The 21640-nt window shown below is 53.5% G+C and carries 14 protein-coding genes; 6 read left to right on the top strand and 8 right to left on the bottom strand.

Annotation, left to right across the window (positions count from 1 at the left end):
• Window positions 1–17: 17 nt before the first annotated feature.
• Window positions 18–482, top strand: a complete 465-nt coding sequence (locus ACSSVV_RS07650; RefSeq protein WP_454105882.1) for a hypothetical protein — start codon at window positions 18–20, stop codon at window positions 480–482.
• Between the two features lie 258 nt (window positions 483–740).
• Here ACSSVV_RS07650 and ACSSVV_RS07645 read toward each other — a convergent pair whose 3' ends face one another.
• The 4 genes from ACSSVV_RS07645 to ACSSVV_RS07630 all read right to left on the bottom strand — a co-directional run bounded on the left by ACSSVV_RS07645 (window position 741) and on the right by ACSSVV_RS07630 (window position 4221).
• A complete protein-coding gene (locus tag ACSSVV_RS07645; protein ID WP_454105880.1) occupies window positions 741–1532 on the bottom strand; it encodes a hypothetical protein in 792 nt (263 codons plus the stop codon).
• A 123-nt stretch (window positions 1533–1655) separates the two neighbouring features.
• Complete coding sequence (locus ACSSVV_RS07640) at window positions 1656–2039, bottom strand: hypothetical protein (protein WP_454105879.1); 384 nt, start codon at window positions 2037–2039, stop codon at window positions 1656–1658.
• Between the two features lie 2 nt (window positions 2040–2041).
• The gene (locus ACSSVV_RS07635) at window positions 2042–3250 is read right to left on the bottom strand and encodes a ParB/RepB/Spo0J family partition protein (protein ID WP_454105877.1); all 1209 of its coding nucleotides are present in this window, start codon (window positions 3248–3250) and stop codon (window positions 2042–2044) included.
• A 2-nt stretch (window positions 3251–3252) separates the two neighbouring features.
• Window positions 3253–4221 carry a ParA family protein gene (locus tag ACSSVV_RS07630; protein ID WP_454105876.1) on the bottom strand — a complete coding sequence of 323 codons (969 nt, stop codon included), beginning with the start codon at window positions 4219–4221 and terminating at the stop codon, window positions 3253–3255.
• A 156-nt stretch (window positions 4222–4377) separates the two neighbouring features.
• Between ACSSVV_RS07630 and ACSSVV_RS07625 the strand changes: the two genes are divergently transcribed.
• Window positions 4378–5619 (top strand): hypothetical protein, encoded by a 1242-nt coding sequence (locus ACSSVV_RS07625; protein WP_454105875.1) that lies wholly within the window; start codon window positions 4378–4380, stop codon window positions 5617–5619.
• A 40-nt stretch (window positions 5620–5659) separates the two neighbouring features.
• Here the strand turns inward: ACSSVV_RS07625 and ACSSVV_RS07620 are convergent, their stop codons facing one another.
• Window positions 5660–5905 carry a hypothetical protein gene (locus ACSSVV_RS07620; protein ID WP_454105874.1) on the bottom strand — a complete coding sequence of 82 codons (246 nt, stop codon included), beginning with the start codon at window positions 5903–5905 and terminating at the stop codon, window positions 5660–5662.
• A gap of 72 nt (window positions 5906–5977) precedes the next feature.
• Here ACSSVV_RS07620 and ACSSVV_RS07615 point away from each other — a divergent pair, with 72 nt between their 5' ends.
• On the top strand, window positions 5978–7549 hold the full coding sequence (locus ACSSVV_RS07615; RefSeq protein ID WP_454105873.1) for a UvrD-helicase domain-containing protein: 1572 nt from the start codon (window positions 5978–5980) through the stop codon (window positions 7547–7549).
• Window positions 7550–7884: 335 nt separating this feature from the next.
• Window positions 7885–8862, top strand: a complete 978-nt coding sequence (locus ACSSVV_RS07610) for a hypothetical protein (RefSeq protein ID WP_454105872.1) — start codon at window positions 7885–7887, stop codon at window positions 8860–8862.
• 79 nt (window positions 8863–8941) lie between these two features.
• Here ACSSVV_RS07610 and ACSSVV_RS07605 read toward each other — a convergent pair whose 3' ends face one another.
• Entirely contained in the window at window positions 8942–11251 is a 2310-nt protein-coding gene (locus ACSSVV_RS07605; RefSeq protein ID WP_454105871.1) for a spermine/spermidine synthase domain-containing protein, read from the bottom strand.
• A 1193-nt stretch (window positions 11252–12444) separates the two neighbouring features.
• Here ACSSVV_RS07605 and ACSSVV_RS07600 point away from each other — a divergent pair.
• Window positions 12445–13470 carry a phosphoadenosine phosphosulfate reductase domain-containing protein gene (locus tag ACSSVV_RS07600; protein WP_454105870.1) on the top strand — a complete coding sequence of 342 codons (1026 nt, stop codon included), beginning with the start codon at window positions 12445–12447 and terminating at the stop codon, window positions 13468–13470.
• A 285-nt stretch (window positions 13471–13755) separates the two neighbouring features.
• On the opposite strand, the gene ACSSVV_RS07595 is transcribed toward ACSSVV_RS07600, so the two are convergent.
• Both ACSSVV_RS07595 and ACSSVV_RS07590 read right to left on the bottom strand, forming a co-directional pair.
• On the bottom strand, window positions 13756–15630 hold the full coding sequence (locus ACSSVV_RS07595) for a hypothetical protein (RefSeq protein ID WP_454105868.1): 1875 nt from the start codon (window positions 15628–15630) through the stop codon (window positions 13756–13758).
• A 32-nt stretch (window positions 15631–15662) separates the two neighbouring features.
• A complete protein-coding gene (locus tag ACSSVV_RS07590; RefSeq protein ID WP_454105867.1) occupies window positions 15663–16283 on the bottom strand; it encodes a hypothetical protein in 621 nt (206 codons plus the stop codon).
• A 90-nt stretch (window positions 16284–16373) separates the two neighbouring features.
• Between ACSSVV_RS07590 and ACSSVV_RS07585 the strand changes: the two genes are divergently transcribed.
• Complete coding sequence (locus ACSSVV_RS07585) at window positions 16374–21563, top strand: LPD1 domain-containing protein (protein WP_454105865.1); 5190 nt, start codon at window positions 16374–16376, stop codon at window positions 21561–21563.
• The last annotated feature ends 77 nt before the right edge of the window (window positions 21564–21640 follow it).

The raw sequence follows: 21640 nt of genomic DNA, 5'->3' as shown, positions 1-21640 counted from the left end.
GAACAGAGGATTGACTGATGAAACAGAACACCAGGTATTTGCTCACTGCTGGACTGGCCTTTGCGTCTGGGCTTTTCGGGTCAGCCTTTATCGGAAGTGACAGTTTAGAGGGTAGGGGAGGGGAGGGCAGTATCACCGTCTCTGAGGTCGTCCAGAAGACCGATAAATCGCCCACACAGGAGCACCTGAGTGACTTGCCCACTGAAGCTGCTATTCACGAGCTTTCCGAGTCAACGAAGGGCTGGGTTGCGTCATTGAAGGCGTGCTATGAACTTAGTGGCGCCAGCCGCCAGATTGATGCTTGCTTGTCGGATGCCCGCCACGCCATGGCGTCGACGGCCAATGGATTGAGTTTGGAGTCCGCGCAGGCGACGAGGATCTTCCAGACGGTTGAACAATTGAGTAGCTCCCTTGTCACCGGGTCCGAGCCAACAATGCGGACAATGAGACAGTTTCTGGATCCATGGCTCAAGGCACAATAGATCAAGGCGAAGCGCTTGGCTGAGCCGATACTGAGCGGTCAGGCTCTGCCTGACCGTGAAGAAAGGCCGAAGGCCGCTGCAAGGGCCAAAGGCCCGCACGACCCCCCCCCGAGGCGCTGGCCGGTACCACCAGCCCCGACCACCCCACCAAGCTCCACACCCTCTCCCCGTTAAATGCAAAAAAACCGTTCAAATTTGAACAAAAAAAGCCGGCGCTGCCGGCTTATCAATTTGTATATGCGTTGAGATATCGTGCCGCTATACCCTCTTCTGAACAATGAGCGTATACAGCTCGTCCATGCGCCTGGGCTCTGGCAGCTCCCAGCAACCATACCTTACGCCCAGCAGCCATAGATCGGTCCACTCAAGGTTCATTCGTTGAGCGATCACTCTGATGGGAACGAGCCGTTCGCGGTACAGGCGCTGCGCATGCCTTACGGCAACGGTCGCAAGGTGAGGATCTCTGAGGACGAGCTGGTTAATGGGATGGTTCAGCTTTGAATGTGCAGGCTCTTGAATGCCCTTTGCACGAGCGTACTTCGCAAAGTAGGGGGACTCCTGGCAAAGAATCTGACCCACAGCATCAAGCGATACTGGGTGACGATCAAGGAGGCGCTGAACTAACCCCAAGTCGGTTTCACCAGGAGATAGATAGCCGGCGTTGCGAATATAGTTGCTAATGTAGCGGCGATACCCGGTTTGACGCAACTCATCGTAGAAGCGTTCCAACGGGTCGTCAGCGTGATCGCAGGGGTCGTATTCATCATCTACTGGAAGGGAGGAGGTGCGGTTGAGATTGTCTTGCTTCGGTGTCGGCCAGTCATACAAGGTTTGCCAGACGAGCAGTATCGAAGAGTCTATTTGTAGTGTCGCTGCAACGTGCTCAGCAAGATCAGAACATGATATAAAATGTGATAACTGGGATTCCCAAAGAAGAAGCGCCTTTTTACGGATATGATGGGGCTCCGACGTGCGCGGTTGCGCAACTTTGATCCGAGGCGTGTTCAGTGGAACAAGAAGATCAAGTTGTCGTGATGCTGTGGTCATCATGGTGGGCTCTGCCTTTGCAAATAATAGCCTATGTGATAACCGGCGAATGTACGTTATATGAGCAGGCATGTCAAAAGTTTAACCTGGTTGACTGCCTGCGAGCTTGGTCCGATCCGACGACTATCAATCGTTGATTGTCACGCCTTCCTTGTTGCGAAGGTGGTACAGGATGGCGGCTCGAAAAACACCACTTGTCTCCAGATCCTCATGTGGAAACTGCTTGCGGAAGTCTGTGAGCATAGATCGAAGTTGTCTCTGGGAAATTTGCGATAAACGGACCGAGAGATGCGTCAGCTTTCCCGTGCGTAAACGCCCGTCAGCCAGAAGCATAGTGTTGCGTTGTTCAGCGTCACAGGCCGCGAACGAAGCTATTGCATCAGCTATCCATCGTGAGCGGCCTCGTGGTGGGCAAACGGCACCAAGGCGATCCTTTGCCAACTCAGGAACCAAATACTTGGTCAGATAGCCATCCGCTTTGCCGGGAAGATCAATTCGTTTCCGCTCCACAATCACTCCCCATCAACTGACAGGGCAGCTGCCTTTTGGATGAATGCCAGAACCTCATCCGCGGACTGAATTTGCTCCAGGTCGTCAGCCAAACGCTGGTAGTCAGAGCCATTGATGCTATGAGCATCCAGGCATGCCTTGGCAAGCCAGTCACGAATTGTGTCCCAGGAACTTGGCTCTGGGGAAACCGGGGTGTTATTGGGCGCAGAGGGCTCAACCTGAGCGTTCAGCGTGGAAGCGGTGATGCCAGCTTCGTCTTGCTGGGGCTGGCCCTCATCTGTGGTCTGCGCTTTGAACTTTGGTCGGGAAACGTCGCTTTCGGCCTCTCCAGCTTTGGCTTGAGGCTGAACGGGATCCTTTGGGCGTGAAAAAGAGGATGTATTTCCGTCCGTAGGCCTTGATTCAAGCTGGCGCAGCGCCTCGTCAACCGGGGTTTGCGAGGATGCTTGAGCACTGGGTCCCGGGTTGGGCATTTCCGCTGCCTTTAACTCATCAAGAATTTTCTTGATGTGATAGGGCTTGGTCGCTTCCCCGGACTGAATCGCCTTGTGAACCGGATGATCGAGCGGAAGATTCAACGCTTGCTGAACGTAAGAGGCGCCGCCGCGACTGTATGACCCAAGACGCATGACCTGAGTGACCGTAAAGGGCTTCTCCGCTTCTGCCTGCATGGAAATCAGGGTGGTTACGGTGGCACGGAATGACAGGTCGCTTCGCTGAGTGTTTTCAATCAGGGCATGAGCAGATGCCTCAGAGTCGTTTTGAACACGGACAATGGCATGCACCGATTTGAGGTTGCCCAGCCAGGACGCAAGAAATCGGCGCTCCCCGGAAATAAGAGTCGCAACGCTATCACTTGGATCAACCAGGCGAACTGCAACGGGCTGATTAAGCCCATCTTCTGTAATGGAGACAGCAAGACTGAGAAGCTTGTACCACTCTGACTTTGCCTTCTGGTCCAGATGAGAACTGTCGTTAATCCAAGCTTCCACACGGTCGTGAAAGTCCTCAAGCGACTCGCCCTCTCTCCGCATTTGCGCCTTTACCGCATCGAGGGTCAGGCCGTAGCTCTCGAGGTCTTCGCGGCGAGGGTTATATGGATTCGGCCGAATAGAATTCAGGCTGTAGTTCGGCTGCAGCCGCATGTTACCCATGCTGACCAGGCCTGGCTGAGATTCTGGCAGCGACACCTTAATTTGACGGCGCTTCATATTCACTGACCTCCCTCATATTGTTGACCCGGAGCTTCCGAGTCAGGATCAAACGATTGGCCGTTACGAAAGTCGAGGCTCCAGTTTGCAAATTGAGGCACACGCTCAAAAATAGTCCTGCAGAATGCTTCAGCACTTCGGAGCACATGGCTGTGCGTCTTGCTGGGATAATCAAAGATATCTCCCGGCAACGTCGTTTTTGCGTCCGTCTCAGTGAAAGCCGCGAGATGTTTCAGCTCCACAGGCAACATAAACTTCCCGAAGGACGGGTGCGCCAAAAGAGCTTCTTTGTAGCTGGCGTAAATCGTGGCGTTGCTCGACGGAACGTCGTTCGCGACGATCCCAAGGAAGTTCAGGGCAGGGTAGTCGTTACCGGTGCGACTCATCATTTCAGAATCAATGAAATGAAGCATCGCATCCATGCCAGCAATGGGGTGGGGCTCGTACTTCACTGGAACAAATACCTGCGTAGCGGCAGCGAGAGCGGCTTGTGTCATTAGGCCCTTGCTCGGCGGCGTATCGATAAAGACTGCGCAGTATTCCTCCGCAATCTCTGGTTGCTGTAGCCACTGACGAATACCAAGGAGATGGAACTGGTCCGGGTTTTTCGCCAGTTCGTCCATCGCGATCTCTCGAGCGGGCACGATATCAATTTTTGGATTCGGGGTAGCGTAGGGTGCCGGCGCGACTTTCTGCAACCAGATATCGGTGATGTCGGAACGATCCCCCTCCAGCTCCGGATGAATGGGCGGCATCTTTCCCATCAATCGATCGCGAGTCTCTGCCTCCATCGGCAGCCATCGCTCGGATGTATTTGCCTGGGGATCACAATCAACGACGAGCACTTTACGGCGCTCCCCATTAAGTTCGAGAACCCGAACAAGTGCCTGGTACAGCAATCGAAGAGTGAAGCTTTTTCCCACGCCGCCTTTATGGGCTGGAGAGGTAAATACGTCTACAGGCTTTGTCATCACTGACCTCGCAAGCAAAGTTAAATGTAAGTGGCATCATGCAACATGAAAAGTAGCATAATGCAACATGGAGTGGTGTCAAGGCTAAAATTGCTTGATTCTTGTACTTTGGCGTTTAGAATGACATATAACATGTGATAACACCGGGGAAAGTTGATGTCTTCGCGAAAAGAGCATAACTACGAGCAGATCGCCCAAGCTCTGCGAGTGAACTATTTATGCCTCGCTATGTTCGATGCTGTGGGCAAAGAATTTAATGTCAGCAACCGCATGGACATACCAAAAGCGATGGCTCAAGCAGAGACAAGGCTGCAGGAATATTGGAAAACGGGTGCAATTAACTATATCGATATCCAGCCTGTCATGAAAACGGCAGCGCGGGCAGGCCATGAGCTTTGGAGCCCGCAAGCCGACACATTTACTCAGAGAGCATCGGTACACGCAGTTAATATGGACGCAAGGGCTTGGCAGCACGACGCCGTCATTCGTGATGAACCCTACATCAATGAGCCAGATAACGTCGTGGACTTTGACGAAGAATTATTGGCAGCTTATGAAGTTGTCCGTGAACGCTTTGACCTTGGCTCGCCAGACTCTCTGGCCCGCCTGGACCTTAAAGCCATCTCCAATGCGCTGGATGCTCGACAAACATTAGCAACTCTCCAGAACGAAACTCAGCGGATTGAGAATCCCGCACTCAGGAACCATGGATCGCTCTCCGGAATAAATCCAATCACCGCAACCCATTCGTCGGTCTCGGCATGGCTGCATCATCTGGCAGCGCAAGAAGCGTTGCCGTCGGCCAAGACAATTGAACCGCTACTGCGCAGTCAGTTTGGCGATGAGGGAGATGGGGTCGACACCAACCTGGTCAAACGTACTGCAGATGAGTGGAACAACGAGCTGAATTCCGCACCCGAAGGGTGGGCGGAGCAGTCAATTAACAGCTTGGTGGACATCCTGGTTACAGACAAGCTCAGGGACAATTATCGGTCCTCCGTAGAAGCGCTCACAGACATTTTGAGCGAGGCAGCAGCACAGAAGGGCTATAGAGCTGCAGAGTTCAATACGCTTCGGAATGAGATCTCAACCCATCGCCACCTGAAAGCCGAAATGGAGACTGCTCGCAAGGCTGGCGCTGACATTAATTCAGCGATTGAGTTGCTGCGAACCGCGATTCAAAGCGCATCGGCCGTAAGATTTGGACGCAGTTTCGAGACCAATAGCAAAGCCGAGCGGCAAATGGCGAGCGAGCTGGACTTAGTAAAGGAACAGCTGATCAAAAAGCTTGAGAATCTGCCAGAGAGCTTTGATGAGTTGATTACTGACATTGTAGATGCCGGGATTACTCCAGAAGAACAACACCAGGGGTGGGCCGGCGAATTGAAGTTTGGATAGCGACAATAGAAGGGAAGGGGAGGCTTTGCCTCCCCTGGAATTATGAATGCCGGAGAATGTCTCTGGCGGATCGGTCACCATCAACTGCACCAAGGGGCGGCTCATCCAGAAGGTCATCATTCACCTGGCTTACAGAGTTGACAGGAAGAATGACTTCCCGGGCCTTGTGGGCTTTACCATCCTCAATGGCTTGCGCGAGCTCAGCGTCGGTTATCGCTGAGACTTCGGATAGATGATCCGCGGTAACGCAGACTTGATATTCACGAGTTACCAGAAAAACAGGCATAGACGGTCTCCTTCATTTGGATTTACTCAGTCTAACGTCAAATTCACCCGATAAACGCTTGCGGGATTACTTATGGCCAGATTTACAGCAACGCAGGAACAAGAAGCGATCTTTGATGCCAGCAGCAGTGGGCGCAATGTCGTTGTGCAAGCAAGAGCAGGCTCCGGGAAAACATCCACCGTGGAAGAAGACGCCCGGCGCAATAAGCGTGAAGCCCTGTACCTGGTCTATAACACCGCGAACAAGAAAGAGGCGGAGGCAAGGTTCCCGCGCCATGTGAGGCCTGCAACAGGGCACTCATTAGCATTCAGGCCAATCGTGGGGATGAACGCGGACTATCGGAGGAAGTTTGAGGCTGCTCGTGGCGGAAGACGGATTCAGCCATGGGACCTGGCGAGCTCAGCCGGTATTACCAGTTGCTGTGGGGTAGACTCGACTCGCCTGGCTGCTGCGGTTTTGAAGACGGTAGGCGCTTTCCAGAACTCTGCTGACGATAAAGTGCTCCGTCATCATGTAGCAGAAGATGCACTGCCAAAGAAAGTAATGTCTGGCGACGACGAAGGGATGAAGGACGAACTCGTTTCTCAAGTGCATCGTTACGCCCAGAAAGTCTGGGACATGATGGCTGACCCGGGCAATGCCATGCCGATTCTTCACGATAGCTATTTGAAGCTGTACCAACTCTCCCGACCTAAGCTGCGGGACAATCTTATTTATGCCGACGAATTCCAGGACGCCAACCCTGTCATCAGCTCTATCCTCAATAATCAGGATCATGCACAGAAGATTCTGATCGGCGATGAGTTTCAGGCAATCTATGGCTGGCGGGGAGCGGTCAATGCTCTCCAGGACGCAGAAAGGAGTGGTTATGATGTCCGCCACTTGAGCATTTCGTTTCGTTTTGGCAACCACATTGCCGCGCTTGCGAACATAATTCTGGGCATCCGGGGCGAGATGGTGGGTATGCGCGGGGCCGGACCACACATTCAGGAGTTTGACCCCCAGTATAAGCAAACCGTTATTGCTCGAAATAACATGACGTTGTTTGAGCATGCGGTGGAAGCGATCGAAAACAAATCTCCGTTCACCATCGTTGGTGGATCTCAAGACCTGGTGAAACTTATCGAGTCTGGTTACGCCTTATATCGCGATGACCTTTTCAACGTGCGGGATGAAGATCTCAAATTGTATGAGTCGTGGGATCAGCTTAAAGAGCTGACCGAGATTACCGGTGACGCCACGATGAAACGATTGACGCAGTTGATCGAGAAGTATCGCGCTCGCTCTCTGGATTTCATTGACGATCTCCAGGCAGCCGATCGGCGGGAAGAGTCAGAATCCAGCATCATTCTGACCACGGCGCACAAATCGAAAGGACGGCAGTGGCCGCAAGTGCACTTGTGTGAAGATCTCTCTCTGGGGGATGAACTGCTGGCCAAGATTAATGCAAACAAAGAACCCCTTACCGGTACCGAAATTGAGCAATTAAACCTGCTGTACGTTGCAGTGACGCGCCCCGAGATTGCAATCAAGCTGGCGCCGGACGTAAGAACAGACTTGAAGTACCTCAACGCAATACTGAAGGATCGGCGAGCAGAAATGACTGATCATCAATCATCCTCACCCACCATGGCTCCAGGATGAGGTCCACGAGAATGCCAGGAAAGATTGCGAACGCCCTCACAGGGTTGCTTGTAGCGACAATTTTGGTCACTCCGCCAGCGAAAGCGGATGACATCGCTGTAGCGTGGGAGAGGGCCTGTAACGCCTCCAGTCGAGTCCAAAAAATCATTGGGCCCTTACCGTCAGGAGCAATCGATAAGGCCCTTGAGGCGTACCAGAAAGCGGGGCTTGGTGATCGACTTCGGCAGCTTACCCCGTTTGAAGTGTGTACTTCGCTCGCAGCAACCTCAGAAGCAGAGGTTCCCGTATTTGTCATCGATAGATCACCCGAGTCTTTGCCACGGGAGCCGGTGGGCATGCCAGTCCCCGGACTGCCAGAGCTCCCTGTCCAGAAAGCTATAGAAAAAAAACTTCGGAACCTGAATCTCGGGTATCAACGCCTTGCTTCGGAAGACCCTAGCGCTGGCCTGGACATACGCACGCAGCTGCAAAATCAAAGTGTTGAGCAGACCAGCTTTGCACTCCAAGTTAACACCAGAAAGCGTTCGTTCTCAGCTCACTATGATGACTATTGCCTCATCAGTCATGATGATGAGCCACTGGCAACTTATTCGCGCTACACCATCGACCCTGCCTTACTGGATGGGCTGAAACCCGGTGAATGGGAATGGTTGGAACAATACGGCGATGCCATGGAGTTCTGGCATGAGGTTGCGCATTGTGAGTATCCCTTGCGACCCTTGCCGGCTAAACCGGAAAGTGAGGACGGGCTGGTCGGGATGGAAGATGCCTTGAAGGAAACCGGAACACAGACCTGTAATGCAAGTTCGGCGCCGGGCAATGTATACGGACTAACTGAGTCTGACCTGGATCCATTCATCTTAGATGGCGTAATCCTTTACAGGGTGGGTCTTGAGGCCTATGCGGATTACTACGGCATGGGACAATTGGTTAAGCGATTTGGCGTAGGCTCCCCGGGCTGCAGAGGCGATGGCACTGTCGAGTTGACCCCGTGGCTAAAGTATCGGCTCGTACTTTCCGTGTATAACCCCGACTTGAACTACATGACATGGCTTGAACCATTCTTGAGAGGCTATCCCCTGCCAACGCAGGCAGCCAGCCTGGCCGATGCGTGGGATGCCATAAATCGGATAGCCTTCGGCAAATATGCAGGCATATCCCGCCCTCGAATTACTCAGCAGGTCATCTATGGCGACTCTGATCTTTATTCACCGAGCCAAGCCCCGGACACCATCAGATCGGCCCAGTGGCAAGCATGGATTGAAGACAACATTGGCGCTCGTCATGACGGCCAGTGGACGAACAAAGATTGATAGCATGAGTTGAGCGCGCTCATGCAACATGAGCCGAAAGTTGCAGCGCAGCAAGTTGGCGCCCCAGACACCCTATGCGTTAATGGCCCTGACCCTCAGCAAGCATTGTTGCCCAGTCAGCCCACGCTTGATAGATAAACGCATAATCATAGGCAAACCTGAGTGTTGTCATCTGGCCGGGCTCCGCACCCCCAGGAAAGTTGTCATTCCAGACCCGACGCTCCGCAAGAGTATCCGATACTGTCACTAATGGTTGCCGAAGGTCCGGGTCGACCAACCCGAGTCGCTTGTCGTTCATATAACCTAGAATTGGCAGCGAGCGCACCTCGTTTTCGTGCAACGGATTCGCGGAACCAATGACGACCTGATAAGGCAGCTCGTCCTGGCTCATAATCCCCGGAAAGACAGAGACGCGCTGAACATGAGGGAAGGTCGCTTGCATGGCTGACAAAATGCCTGGGGCACCATAATCTGCGCCAAACCGATTATCCATCCAGAAAGCAAAAACGCCATCTGGTCGGAGTACAGATTTTGCTGCTTCAAAAAACTCCCTGGTATAGAGCATGGCCGAAAACTGGTAACCAGCCCCAGTCACCGTGGAAAAAATAATGTCGTACTGTTTACCTTGATGGGCCTGCTCGGCGACGAACGAAAGGGCATCCTGTTGGTGAAGATCCACCATGCCGGCGACCTTGTCGTTTAGAGGCTCGAAATAGTAGAGGTGATCCCCCGTATCGGGGCTTATGTCGACCAGATCTGTATCTGCGAAGTGCTCCGCGATGAGCCGCGCACTAACCCCTGTGCCGGCGCCAAGGACGAGAGCCGTGGAATGACCTGAAGTGAAGAATGCAGGCAATGCGGCCGCCATTGATTCCGCGAACACGGTATGCGCTTTATCGGCCATTTGCAGGCTCTGGAAGCCTCCAATCACCAGGTAATCCCTGCTATCAATCAGCTGGCGGTCGTCGGGGGCATTGGCCCACAGGTTGATCCGCACATGCTCTGTTGCCCATCCATAGGTATTCCAGCTTTTGACAACCTTGAACTCAAGATCAGTTTTGTCGGATCCCGGATATAGCTGGAATTGGGCATCGTGGATAAGGCGATGATGGAGGATTTGGTGGTGAAGTGCCGGATAGAAGGCTCCAAGGGTTGTCATTACTGCTACAAGGCCAACAGGGGCGACGATCCATGCCAGACGCCAGCTTGTCGCCAGAACCGAGACACCGACCATCAGCGCTAATGCGATCGCATCCACGTTGAAACTGGCGGTCAGAATGTTGATCCAATACCCAAGGGCATTACCCACGGAAACGACGAAAAGGGCCAGGGCAGAAGGGACACCAAGCCGGACGGCCGAAGGAATAGAAATCCCGATCAGCGCATAAATCGGAACAATGAAGAGCAGTCCCACCAAGGCATGAATCAACCAAACGGGCCAACCCAGCACGACGACCCACTCAGCAATTATCGGGGTAACGGGGCCGGCAATGAACAGCAAGGCAATCCCAAGCCCAGTCACGGCAATGATCTCACGAAACTGGAAGCGGAAACTTCGTGCAATGATGGCTGCAAGGCTGAGGCCCACAAATACCATTGCTGTTACGACCGTGTAGTTTCGAATATTTGGGCCTACCAGGTAATCAAAGGCCTTGTACGTGATGATGCCGAAATAGCCCGTGGCAATTGATAGGCCAAGTAACCACCAAACTAGGCGCTTCACTGCTTGCTGGCGGATTTCTGATTGGCGAAGGTCGCTGCAGTATGTCTCACCGGAAACACCGACAGCTGACAACCCGTTCATCAATGAGAGTGATCCGAGAATGCAGCCGACCAGAGGCCAGCCAAGAATTGGAAAACCATACTGCTCGATGAATAGAAGCGAGGCAGCTCCACCAACATGGAAGACGATATAAACCGGGAGGAATGACGAGAAATCCGAACGCTCACCAGACATCAAGCTTGTCCGAGTTTGGTGCATTGGAATCAACATGCCGGAAACTATGGCTATCGGAGATACCACAGCCAGAAAGATTGACAGCTTCGTAGTTGCGGATAATGCGCCCGAAGTGGCAACGATTGTATCGATACCCAGGGCGCTCACTGCACCAAATAAAACGATTCCGTAAATACCAAGCAATGACTCCCATAACCCGGTTTGCCCAGGCTCGATACGAGAGCCAATCAGAGCTCCAACACCGGAGAGCGCAACGAAGGCGGTTAGACTTATGGCCACCGAGATTGCATCACCCAGGCCGGAAATGCTGATTAGCTTGAAGCTCACGATCTGATAGGCGAGGGCGGCGAACCCAGCAAAGAAGAACTGGAGCTTGTGCAGATCAGGAAATGAGGGTGCCCAGGACGAAAGGTGCACGCGAAGATGGTTCATGGATGGTACCGCCAATGATAAAATAGTAGGCACTATTCTATCAGCACAATGGCAGCTAATTTCCCGCTGGGAACGGTGGGAAAGAAAGGTTAGAGTGCGCGAATGTAGGCTTTGAACGAGGCAACAGAGTCGCGTATTCGTTGCCAGTCTATGGGACCAACTGGGCAAAGCTGTATTTGTTGGCTGTTAGCCCACCGCTCCCATTGGTCAGGATGATGAGATGGGCACGAAGGATCCGGGCAGGCAGAACCTGGTACCAGGTTACCCTCTGAAAGATCAACTTGTATGCCGCAATCGGTGCAGTGACCAACTGGGCTCAAGACGCCACCCAATATCATTGAAAATTTCATCCTATGTCATAGAAACCCATCAGCGATGAGCGTACAACTTTCATATATCCATAACGGGTATGGTGCTGTCAAGCAAATTATCATATAGTATGCCATAAGATTAAGAAATATGGATTGTAAAACGATGGGTTCGCAGCCGACAAACGCCAGAAAACCTCTGGTTTGGATGCATAAAAGCGAGTATTACGCCGAGAAAATAATCTCCCTTGCCGGCTCCGATCATGTGGATACGGGACGGATATTACGCAGCCTTCGGATCCATCCAGCCTGGGGTGGCGATCCGATACCGTTGCGGATACGGCTCTCTGCAAGTGCCAGTGATCCGCTTGCAAAGATAGCACTTCCGCGAGATGGCTCAGCATTCCTGTGCACAGCTCGAAAGGTGTCTCCGCGTGAAACTGAGTATGCAGTGTTTTGCCTGGTGGGTTACGCCATCATGGGTTACATCCGGCCGGGGCAATCGGTCACGATGCACTGGCATGCCGAGAATCAGGAAGCTATTGACGCCCGATTGTTTGCGGCTCACCTGTCTGCGCGGATCCATGGTGGTTCAGCAAAGTCCTACCTTCCGCCAGCACACCACCTCAAGCTCGTTTAAGCAGAAAGGCCAGGCACTCTAAACAGTTCGGTTCTGGCCAATTTTCCTGCTGGTGAAAAGCTCCCCGAATTAACAGTGCATGGCCTCCGAAGAGAGCCCCAGAAAGCCCGCCGTTTGCGGGTTTTCGTCGTTTTCAGGCACAGAAAAATGTTGCAAAACAGGGCGTAAAGACCTATAATTAAATCATGAATTGAGCTGGCACCCGCCAGCGATAACAAGGCAGACGCCAACGCGAGGAAGACATCATGAGCCAGCAAATCGCCCTGTTCGATATCACAGAACCCGCCACAGTTGCCTTTGGCACTCCCGACCTGGACACGTACGACTTCGTGGTTGTGTTTTTCTCTGGCGGCAAAGATTCCGTTGCGGCGGTCCTGGATCTGCTGGATCGGGGTGTTCCCCGGGACAAGATCGAGCTGCATCACCATCGCGTTGATGGGGCGGAGGGCAGCGACCTGTTTGACTGGCCTGTAACGGATGCCTATGTCGCAGCCTTTGCGAAGGCGTTCGGTTTGAAGCTGTACTTCAGCTGGAAGGAAGGCGGGCTGGAAGGGGAAATGCTGCGCAACAATGAGCTCACCAAGCCGGCCTGGTTCACCACGCCCGATGGCGAGCTGGTCAAAAGTGGCGGAGAGTCCGGCAAGTTGGGTACCCGGCTCAAGTTTCCGGCCGTGACTGCTTCACTCCAGAGCAGGTGGTGTTCCGCGTACGGAAAAATCGATATTGGCAGCAAGGTTATCACTGGTCAGACCCGTTTTTGCGGTAAGAGAACGCTCGTGATTACCGGCGAAAGAGCGCAGGAGAGCGCCGCCAGAGCCAAATACGAAACCTTCATGCCTCACCGTGCCGATCGCCGAAACGGCCGTCTGGCGCGTCATGTGGACCACTGGCGTTCGGTTCACAGCTGGGACGAAACCCGCGTGTGGGAGATCATCGAGAAGTACAAGGTTCGGGCCCACCCGGCTTATTTCCTTGGATTCGGTCGTTGCAGCTGTCAGTTCTGCATTTTCGGCTCCAAAGACCAGTGGGCCACCGTGCGTCACATCAGCCCGAAGCGCTTTGCCCGGATTGCCAATTATGAGCGGATGTTCAATCACACCATCCAGAACGGCAAGAGCGTTATCGAAATGGCCGACCAGGGCACTGTATATGCAGCAGCCACGCCAGAGCGCGCTGAGATCGCCCTGAGCACTGAATACAGCCTGCCAATCATCATGGACACCTGGGAGCAACCCGCAGGCGCATACGGCGAGAACGCCGGCCCCATGTGAGGGCCGGCCCTCCGGCTACCCCAGAACGACGCCGAACAGACGGGAGAAGCACCATGGCCATCGCCGCACTCTGTAGGCCGCTGCGGCCTTACATCGCAGGAGGCAGTCTTGAGGCGAAGCCTGTGGCTGAGCCGTTACTGAGCGGCCAGGCTCCGCCTGGCCGTGAAGGAAGGCCGGAGGCCGCCGCAAGGGCCAAAGGCCCGCACGACTCCCCGCGAGGCGCTGGCCCGTACCGCCAGCCCAGATCGCACCACGAAGCCCCGCGCATTCTCCCCATTCAAAGAATCATTTTTTCGTAGGAGTGGCTTTGAGCTTGGAGGTCGGTGCAGACAGACCTGCCATCATCTTCTCAATCATATCGCGCTGATAAGAAATCGTACGCCTGGCCCGGGTCAAACCGGTATACAGGGTGCTGATCATGGTGCCACGGTTTACAACATCACCGTAATGCCCATAACGCACATCCGATGTAATGAGCACGTGGTCGTATTCCCGATTCTTGGCATGCTCGACGAGACCTACACCCACAGCTCGTTCGTGGTGATCAGACACCGTAGCAACAGCTTTTGTCATGGACTGATTGAAATGCGTTGAGGTAAATCCCCGCGCAAAGAGATTCTCCAATGCGAGAATGGCTGAGCCAGCTTGACGCCGGAGGTTATCCCAGGAGCGATGGTTAATGAGCATTGGGTGGGTAATGAATTCGGAGCTGTCCTTAAAGAGCCTCTCGGCATCGGCGATTAGCAGCTGCAGATCGCCGGCATGGCCGGTGTAGAAGAATGGTATGTCGGCAGCAGCCAGTCGCTGAATGGTTGTAGCCACGGTCCAGATATAACCGGTCAGAATGATCCGAGTACCTTTCCGTCCAACAAAATCCTCAAGGGTGTCTTGATCAAGCCGTTCGTAACGTAGCTCGTTGAGCTTGGTTTGTGGATTCCCTACAAATTCCGTGGTTGGCGCCTGAGGATGATGGATAAGCACATCGTTCAAGAGGTTGCCAACCTGCCTATCTGTCCGCACCGATTGGCGGAATTGGCGAGCCCGGATGTGATTTGCTCTGCGGGGCGCAAAATTTTCACCAAAATACTGAAAGCGGTCACCAAGCGATATAACAGCGGCTGGACTCGCATCAAGAATGGACAACATAGTGGGCGGAATATCGTGCGCTTCGTCGATGAGTATGTGGGAAGCCATCCGCTTTGGTACCGGAATTCGATGGAGATTTAGCCACTTCATAATGTGGTAACCCCTCACCGGCAGGGCATTGCTCGGTGTCGGATCACCTAAGGTAGCCCCCCACAGCTTCTCTGCGAGCCCAACGAGAACGCTGGCCTCCATGGGAGAGAGGGTCGTGCGCAGACTGCGAGGCAATAGGGAGTCCGAGAAAGTTTCGTGTCGCCGGTAGCAAAACTGACGGACGATGGACGTTGCTGCTTGCGCAACCTGGACCGGGGACAGCGAGCCGACTGATTGGTAGCCCATTAGGGTTGCGATCTGTGTATGCGAAAGGGAATAGCCCGCACGAAACCGGGTGCCGAGGTTCCCTTGAGGTAGATTATTAGCCTGCACATAAAGTCGACGGGACAGCTCTGCAAATGTGATCCCGGAGAACCCGGGTACACGACGCTTCAACGCTTCCAGCTGCAATGGTGTCTGAGCCAACAATAAAGTCGTTCTGGGATTGAGGATGTTGGATAACAAGCTGGTGAAGGTTGTCTTTCCTGTTCCCGAGAAGCCCTCAATGCAGAGCGATTCATCGCGTTCCGCAGCCACAATCCGAAGACTCCGTTCATGCTCGCTGGTTACCCTCCATTGGGTTCCGGTACCAGGAATCTCGGCCTCATAAAGCGTCGGTGGCTGACTAATATCATCAAGCTCAGCGAATAACCCATGAACCCTCCCATTATGAACCAGAAGCTCCAGATCCATTTCATGCAGGACAGCAGTTGCTGCCTCGCGGGCCTCTACGGGATTCTTGGAGAGTTGAGATTTGAGCTGGTTGTAAACTCGGCCGGCAGCTGACAGGGCCGAAGTCGACCAGTGTTGCTGGTGCAGGGAGGCCAAAAGAAGAATAGCGACAGCATCATCGAATGATAGGGATATCTCATCCGGTTTCTTGATGAACCGTAGGAGCCTGTTGTGGTCGATTGGTAGAGACATCAATGACTCCCCCGCGAGTTCAGGTTGGTTGCTCAATAAGTCGACAACGGCATCGGTGCCGGTTTGGAATCAGACTCATTAAAAGTCAGTCTGTGCCAGAGATTCTGCGGTGTGGGATGCTCAGTAATGATAAGCATATCTCTGTGTAGGGGCACCCTGCGAGTCATGGCCTGGCGAATGGTGTCAATGATCATCGCCTGTTGATTCAAAGCCTGGCCGTGGGACACATTGATGACAAGCCAATTCCGAGCAGCAAAATACATTTCCCGTATGCGGTCATCGTGATGATCGTCAAGGCTTTTGCCGTGATGGGTCCAGCCCTGAATTTCCACGGAGATAAGGTACCGGGGAAAACAGAGATCAGCTCTGTACCGATTCTCAGAAAATGGCATTAGCTCTCTAACAAGCTCGCCACCCTGCTTCCAGCATCCGAATTCACGCAGCAGCGCAACATTCAGAGCTTCCTCTCCTTCAGAACCAAGTTGCCTTACTACGGATGCCAGTTGGCGAGCTGCAGGAGCACCCTTGTGCTTTTTTGTCCTGGCCTGCTTCTGTGCAGATTCCAGGGCATGCTCAAGCTGCGCCGATACTCGAGGTGAGATCGACTGCTGTTTCTGGAGCTGCTTCAGTTGGGCTTGGTTTTTGATATGCACGATTAATCGAACTTTATTGCGTCGAAAGATGCTCTCGAAAAGGTGTATACTTGTCAACAGTATATACTATGCGAAAACCGAGGTTTTACGATGTCCACATTCCCTTCGTTCTGGCCGCGCATTGAAAATGAGAGTTGGAAACTTCGATTGTTACGAAACGGCGATCGCTGGCTGAGTTTATTGCAGCATGTAGGTGAGGGGGTATCGGACCCGAATATTGAAGTCAGCTTATTCCGGATGGGCTTCCAAAAAGGATCGTCTGGTCGCTACTTCTTGCCGGCGCTCTTGAGCGAGTCACAATCAAAGGCCATCTGCCGGATTTTTGGTGCGGAAATGGACGTGCTGGACCCTCAGAATGTCGTTTATCTGGAGGGGGCGGAGCGAGTTGAGCCCGCTATCCCTTTTGAACTCCGTGACGGCATAGCCTGGTGGTGGGCCAACAATCGAAAGGCCTTGATCAACGAAATCCGCCTCTCGATCGCGACCGGCCAAAGCGATGAGTACCAGCTTTGGCGAGAAAAGCTGACGGAAGAACAGTGGCGAAATCCTGACCGTCTCAAAGGGTGGGTAGATGAGGCCCTGAGCGGAGAGGTTTCCCCTGTAACGGAACCAATACTTGGGCTTGGCCTTGCCCACGCACAGAAGCCATACACTGACGGACTTCCTTCGGACCTGCAGGAATGGGCAGATCGGCTGGCAGATTTCCGTGGTGATTCGCCAGAACTTGAGCCGGTTGATGCGATCAGATCGGTAATACCGGATTCAAAGCCGGATCAACGCCCCAGAGTAGGTGAGCGCATTCAGTGGACCACTGAGACTGGAAGCCATGAGTCGGGGGTGGTAACCACGCTTTCAAGTGAGGACCGTGAAGTATTGTGGGCCGTCCCGGATAAGCCGACCTACATTGAGGGCATTGTGGCCCCGTCACGTCAGCGGGTGCACGTTACCCAGTTGGCCGGGTACAAGGCACCGGACCACACCTATCTGGAGACAAAGGCCTATATTGCCCCATCCAGCCAGAGCAAATGGGTTAAGCATGAGGTCACCGTTGACGATATCGACAATGATGAGATTCGGAACTTCCAATCTAATGGCTACCTGAACGACGCCGCTCGCCGAATGATACGTGGCTTGTATAAGTCCGGAAAGCTGGGGGGAGTGCACCCTTTATCAGCCAGGGCTCCGTATATCTCTGCCAGTCAGTTTGTTTCTCACTGGCCATTCATGCAGTCGGTTCTCAATGTCGACATGATGGGTGAGACCCCAGAAGTCCACGATGCTCGCGCCTTTACTCGGGATATGTTGTTGGCGGAATTCAACGAAGCGCAGCCGGAGTGGCCTGAAGGTGTTGAACCCATGCTGGCGGTTATTCCGGTCTCACAGAGTAATCCTGTTCCCGGCTCCATGATGACGAGTACAGAGGTCCAGGAGCGGCTGGACAAGGAAACTGTTTTCGGCATTGGCTTCCATCCGCAATTTATTCAGAAGCTTGATGATTGGATTTCAGATTTGTTCGATGAGATCCCCGAGGGTAGCGCTACCATTTACAAACAGGCGCTGAAATCATTTATCCAGCCCCTAACCCAATCGCAGATCAGCCTTTCCAACCATATTCCGGGAGCAGACTACATCCCGGTGAGAAAGCTTCGCATTGAGATGGGTCAGGCCGAACGCGATGAGTTCAGTGAAATCGTGCGGAGACTGTCTGGCGGACAACTGTTTGCAACCGCAGAGGAAGCACAGGCAGCTTTGCGCGATCGCTTCATGCTGGGCAAGGGTGCGCCCCAGGAAATACTGGCTGACAACCAGGAAATTTATACCTCATTGGCCGAGCTATCTGGACAGTCTCTGCAATATCTGGATCGGCTGAAACACCCACTTTGCTTGCTACTTGATGAGTTGGTTAAAGCCGGCGGTGCGCCGTCTATGACTAAACCAGAGCTCTTCGCATGCATGGGCATCAATCTCAAACAACTGCCCGTGTTGACCGGGCAGCTCGGCGCATTAGCCGGCCTGGAACTGCCCCTATTTGAATCCAATACCTTCATGGCCGAACAGGCGAACGGGGAAAGGACCATAGGTGAAGCGTCCTGCGGAATCCTTCGCAATCTGGATGGAGAGAGAGCTTTCTCCTTTGGTTCGTTGATCTCGAATCTTGATGAACACGCAAGGGGCGGCCCGTACATGCAGCGAATGGCGCTAATGACGGACGACGCCAACTCAGTGTTTTACGCGTCAGGTATCGGGCTTCTGGTTGAGCTGAATGCCATGAAGCGCTTGCCCCTCACTTCGGAGGTGGTCAACACGGTACTTAAAGAAAGCCACCTGAATGAGCTGGAACCTCTTTGGTTCGGAGGTTCAGCGAAAACACGCGGGCAAGATTTCGGCTTCAACATTAAGCGTGGTGTGACTGAGGCGGGAATGATCCCAGCCAGTAGCCTTGCGGAGATCACTGATCAACAAGCGGTGGTGAAAGCGGCAATGGAGTCAGCTGGAAAAGCTCAGCTGGGCGTCATACATAAAGCTGATCAACGCTGGGACCGAGACCAGGATGCCGAAAATCTGGTCCGAGCTGCCATCAAGGTTTTGGTGGCCGGCAACAAGGTGCTCAAGAACCTGGCGAACTCCGATCGAGTGGAGACTGGTCTTTTAGGAACGCTGAAGGAAACCCGGCCGGAAATGCTGGTGGTCATTGCAAAGAATCGGGGTCGGTCCATTGCATGGAAAGCGTATCCGGTTACTCAGAAGGAGCTGGCCGAAGCCAATTACGACAGAACCGCCGCTGCAGAAATGGTCATCTATAAGGCAAAGGAGCGCAACGGAAGGGGATGGGTACCCAGTGTTCTCGATATGCTTTCGATTACCCGGCCTGAAGCCCTGGCCTATCTTAATGAGACCAAAGATCAGGAAGAGCGAAGCGCCAAGCTTGAGGCCGTCAAGGAAACCAATAAACGCGGAGCCAGGCAGAGTCGCGGCGTTGTTGCCGGGTTATCCGCTAAAGATCTTCGGGGAAAGGCGTCCGATGTCATTGCAAATCTGACAAACGCCACGCTGGCGGACCAGGCCAAAGTTGTTAGCAAAACTAAGCTTTGGGAGGCCCCAGACTGGGCTACCCTGCGTTCGCCGGAGGATGGCAGCACGGCAATGGAGCCAGTCGTAGCAGCGTGGTTTGCCGAAGTCCGGAAAAAACTCCCAGGTAAACCGCCAGCAAACATTGAAGGGCTGAACGTTCTCTTTGCGCAAACCATGCTCGCACTTCGAGATGGTATCTCTACAGTTCGTACAATGGACCAGCTTGAAGAGTTCATACAGACGGATTTTCTGCCTCAGCTACAAACAGTCATCCGGGAATGTGATCAGTATAGTGTGACTCCCAAGGCCATTATTGGCGACTTTTCTTGGGCGCCAGACTATATCCTGAATACGGTTATGCAGAAAGCAAACCGACTGTCGTATAAGAATACCCTCTGGCCAAACTCTATTGGAAACAGCAGGGCCGCCGCGAAGCGCACAGAGCGGGATGAAACAGGCGCAATGCCTATGCTGACTCGACTGGAGAGAATTGGAGGCGATGATTACCGAAAAGGTTTCGATATCGATGAGGAAACCCTTATCAAGACTTTCGGATTCTCAGGCGTTGAGTATGGGGAGTCCATGCCCCAAAAGGAACGAACCGAATATCTGAACTATGCCTACGATGGCTTTATGGACCTATCCCGTGCGCTCGGGGTGTCTCCCCAAACTTTGAGCTTGGGCGGAACACTCGGGTTGGCTTTTGGTTCCCGAGGGCGGGGCGGCCGTAATCCAGCTTTGGCTCATTTTGAACCCGGTAACAATGCGATCAACCTGACGCGGATGCGCGGCGCCGGCTCTATGGCCCATGAGTTCGGGCATGCGTTGGCAAACTATTTTGCTCGCCAGGTTACCGGGGCCGCTCGCGGCCCGGGTGATCTCTCAGAGACAGTAAGTGCTGGCGGTAGAATAGCGGAACTCAACGCTGAGAAACTTGGAGGCCTTAGGAAAGAAGTGTACGACAGCTTCTCCCTGATTATGGGTACGCTCAAGTATGAGTCGAAGAAAATGGCTGAAGCCGAGCTGCCAGGGTTCGATGATTTCGTCGAGTCCTACAAGCTTCGCAACACAACTTTCCTGCAGGGAGCAAAGCAGGCGGACGGACGAAAGAAGGAACCTTATTGGAGCACCCCAGCTGAATTATTTGCTCGCGCTTTTGAGACCTGGGTAAATGAGGCCCTGAAATCTAAGGATCCGACATACCGTAATGACTTCCTGGTTCGCCCCGACAAGCTCAAAGCATGGGGGAAGTCGGCAGAACAGCAGGATCAGGAAAGCAAAACTGCAGGATCCAGAGCAACACACCGGGCTCAGCTGTATCCGTCTGGTACACACCTATTAAGGGTGAGCAAAGCGTTCCGGAATTTATTCGATACCGTTTTGGAGGGTACAAAGACAGTCCGCCATGAGCACCTTGGCGATGTTGAAATGCCGTATCTGTACTCTCATGACGTGGGGATTCAGCGCCTTTCTGTAGAAGACATGCGCCCTCTAGCACAGTGCGTTCTGGGCGAGGTAGCACGCATGTGCGGAGACCAGGTTGATGTGCTCTGGAAGAAGGAACTCCGAGATAGCGAAGGGCACGACGCTGCCGCCCGCTTCTCTGTCATTGAAGGGACACCCGATGCACCTGGTCGCGGTATCCGTGGGCTCATTGAAATTGCCTACAATGCAAACCTGACGGCTGTGTACCACGAGGCGTTCCACTATGCTCAGGAGATCCTGTTTACCGAAGACGAACGAGCACGACTTGACCGTGATTTTCAGCCTGGGACAGAACTGCACGAGCGGTTGATTCGCTGCCTCATGAATCAGGGCAAAAGTCATCTGATTGAGCACTGCTCCCATCCCCGGGAAGCTCAGGCTTACGCATACCAGGAATGGGTTAAAGGGAATCTGGATCTGCGAATTGAGGAAGAGCCTCGGTCTTTGTTCGGACAGCTCAAGAACTTCTTCGGCAAACTTTTTGGTGTTGGGAGAGAGGTTGGGTTCACAACACCTGAAAGCCTGTTCCAAGCCTTCTATGACGGCAGGCTGGCAGCCCGAGCGAATCTATATGAGGCTCAGGCAGAAGCTGAGACTATGGCCGAACAGCAGGCGATGAAAGGGGAAGATGACACCGATAGGATGCCATCAAGCTCTACTTCGTCGGCGCCGGCCGAGGAAGATCTCGCCGAGGACCACACGGAAACGTTGAAGACAACCTGAAAGTTCGGGCTTCCGAACAATCGGCGCGACGATGAATTATTGGGCCCACAAGCTGGTATTGTAGGCGGGTCGATAGA

The sequence above is a fragment of the Marinobacter sp. MBR-105 genome, assembly GCF_053628895.1.
This window is presented reverse-complemented; position numbering and strand designations above follow the sequence as displayed.

Bases quoted from the DNA above. Each gene is read 5' to 3' on its own strand.
- ACSSVV_RS07650 (WP_454105882.1), top strand. From the start codon at position 18: ATGAAACAGAACACCAGGTATTTGCTCACTGCTGGACTGGCCTTTGCG.
- ACSSVV_RS07645 (WP_454105880.1), bottom strand. From the start codon at position 1,532: ATGATGACCACAGCATCACGACAACTTGATCTTCTTGTTCCACTGAAC.
- ACSSVV_RS07635 (WP_454105877.1), bottom strand. From the start codon at position 3,250: ATGAAGCGCCGTCAAATTAAGGTGTCGCTGCCAGAATCTCAGCCAGGC.
- ACSSVV_RS07630 (WP_454105876.1), bottom strand. From the start codon at position 4,221: ATGACAAAGCCTGTAGACGTATTTACCTCTCCAGCCCATAAAGGCGGC.
- ACSSVV_RS07625 (WP_454105875.1), top strand. From the start codon at position 4,378: ATGTCTTCGCGAAAAGAGCATAACTACGAGCAGATCGCCCAAGCTCTG.
- ACSSVV_RS07620 (WP_454105874.1), bottom strand. From the start codon at position 5,905: ATGCCTGTTTTTCTGGTAACTCGTGAATATCAAGTCTGCGTTACCGCG.
- ACSSVV_RS07615 (WP_454105873.1), top strand. From the start codon at position 5,978: ATGGCCAGATTTACAGCAACGCAGGAACAAGAAGCGATCTTTGATGCC.
- ACSSVV_RS07610 (WP_454105872.1), top strand. From the start codon at position 7,885: ATGCCAGTCCCCGGACTGCCAGAGCTCCCTGTCCAGAAAGCTATAGAA.
- ACSSVV_RS07605 (WP_454105871.1), bottom strand. From the start codon at position 11,251: ATGAACCATCTTCGCGTGCACCTTTCGTCCTGGGCACCCTCATTTCCT.
- ACSSVV_RS07600 (WP_454105870.1), top strand. From the start codon at position 12,445: ATGAGCCAGCAAATCGCCCTGTTCGATATCACAGAACCCGCCACAGTT.
- ACSSVV_RS07595 (WP_454105868.1), bottom strand. From the start codon at position 15,630: ATGTCTCTACCAATCGACCACAACAGGCTCCTACGGTTCATCAAGAAA.
- ACSSVV_RS07585 (WP_454105865.1), top strand. From the start codon at position 16,374: ATGTCCACATTCCCTTCGTTCTGGCCGCGCATTGAAAATGAGAGTTGG.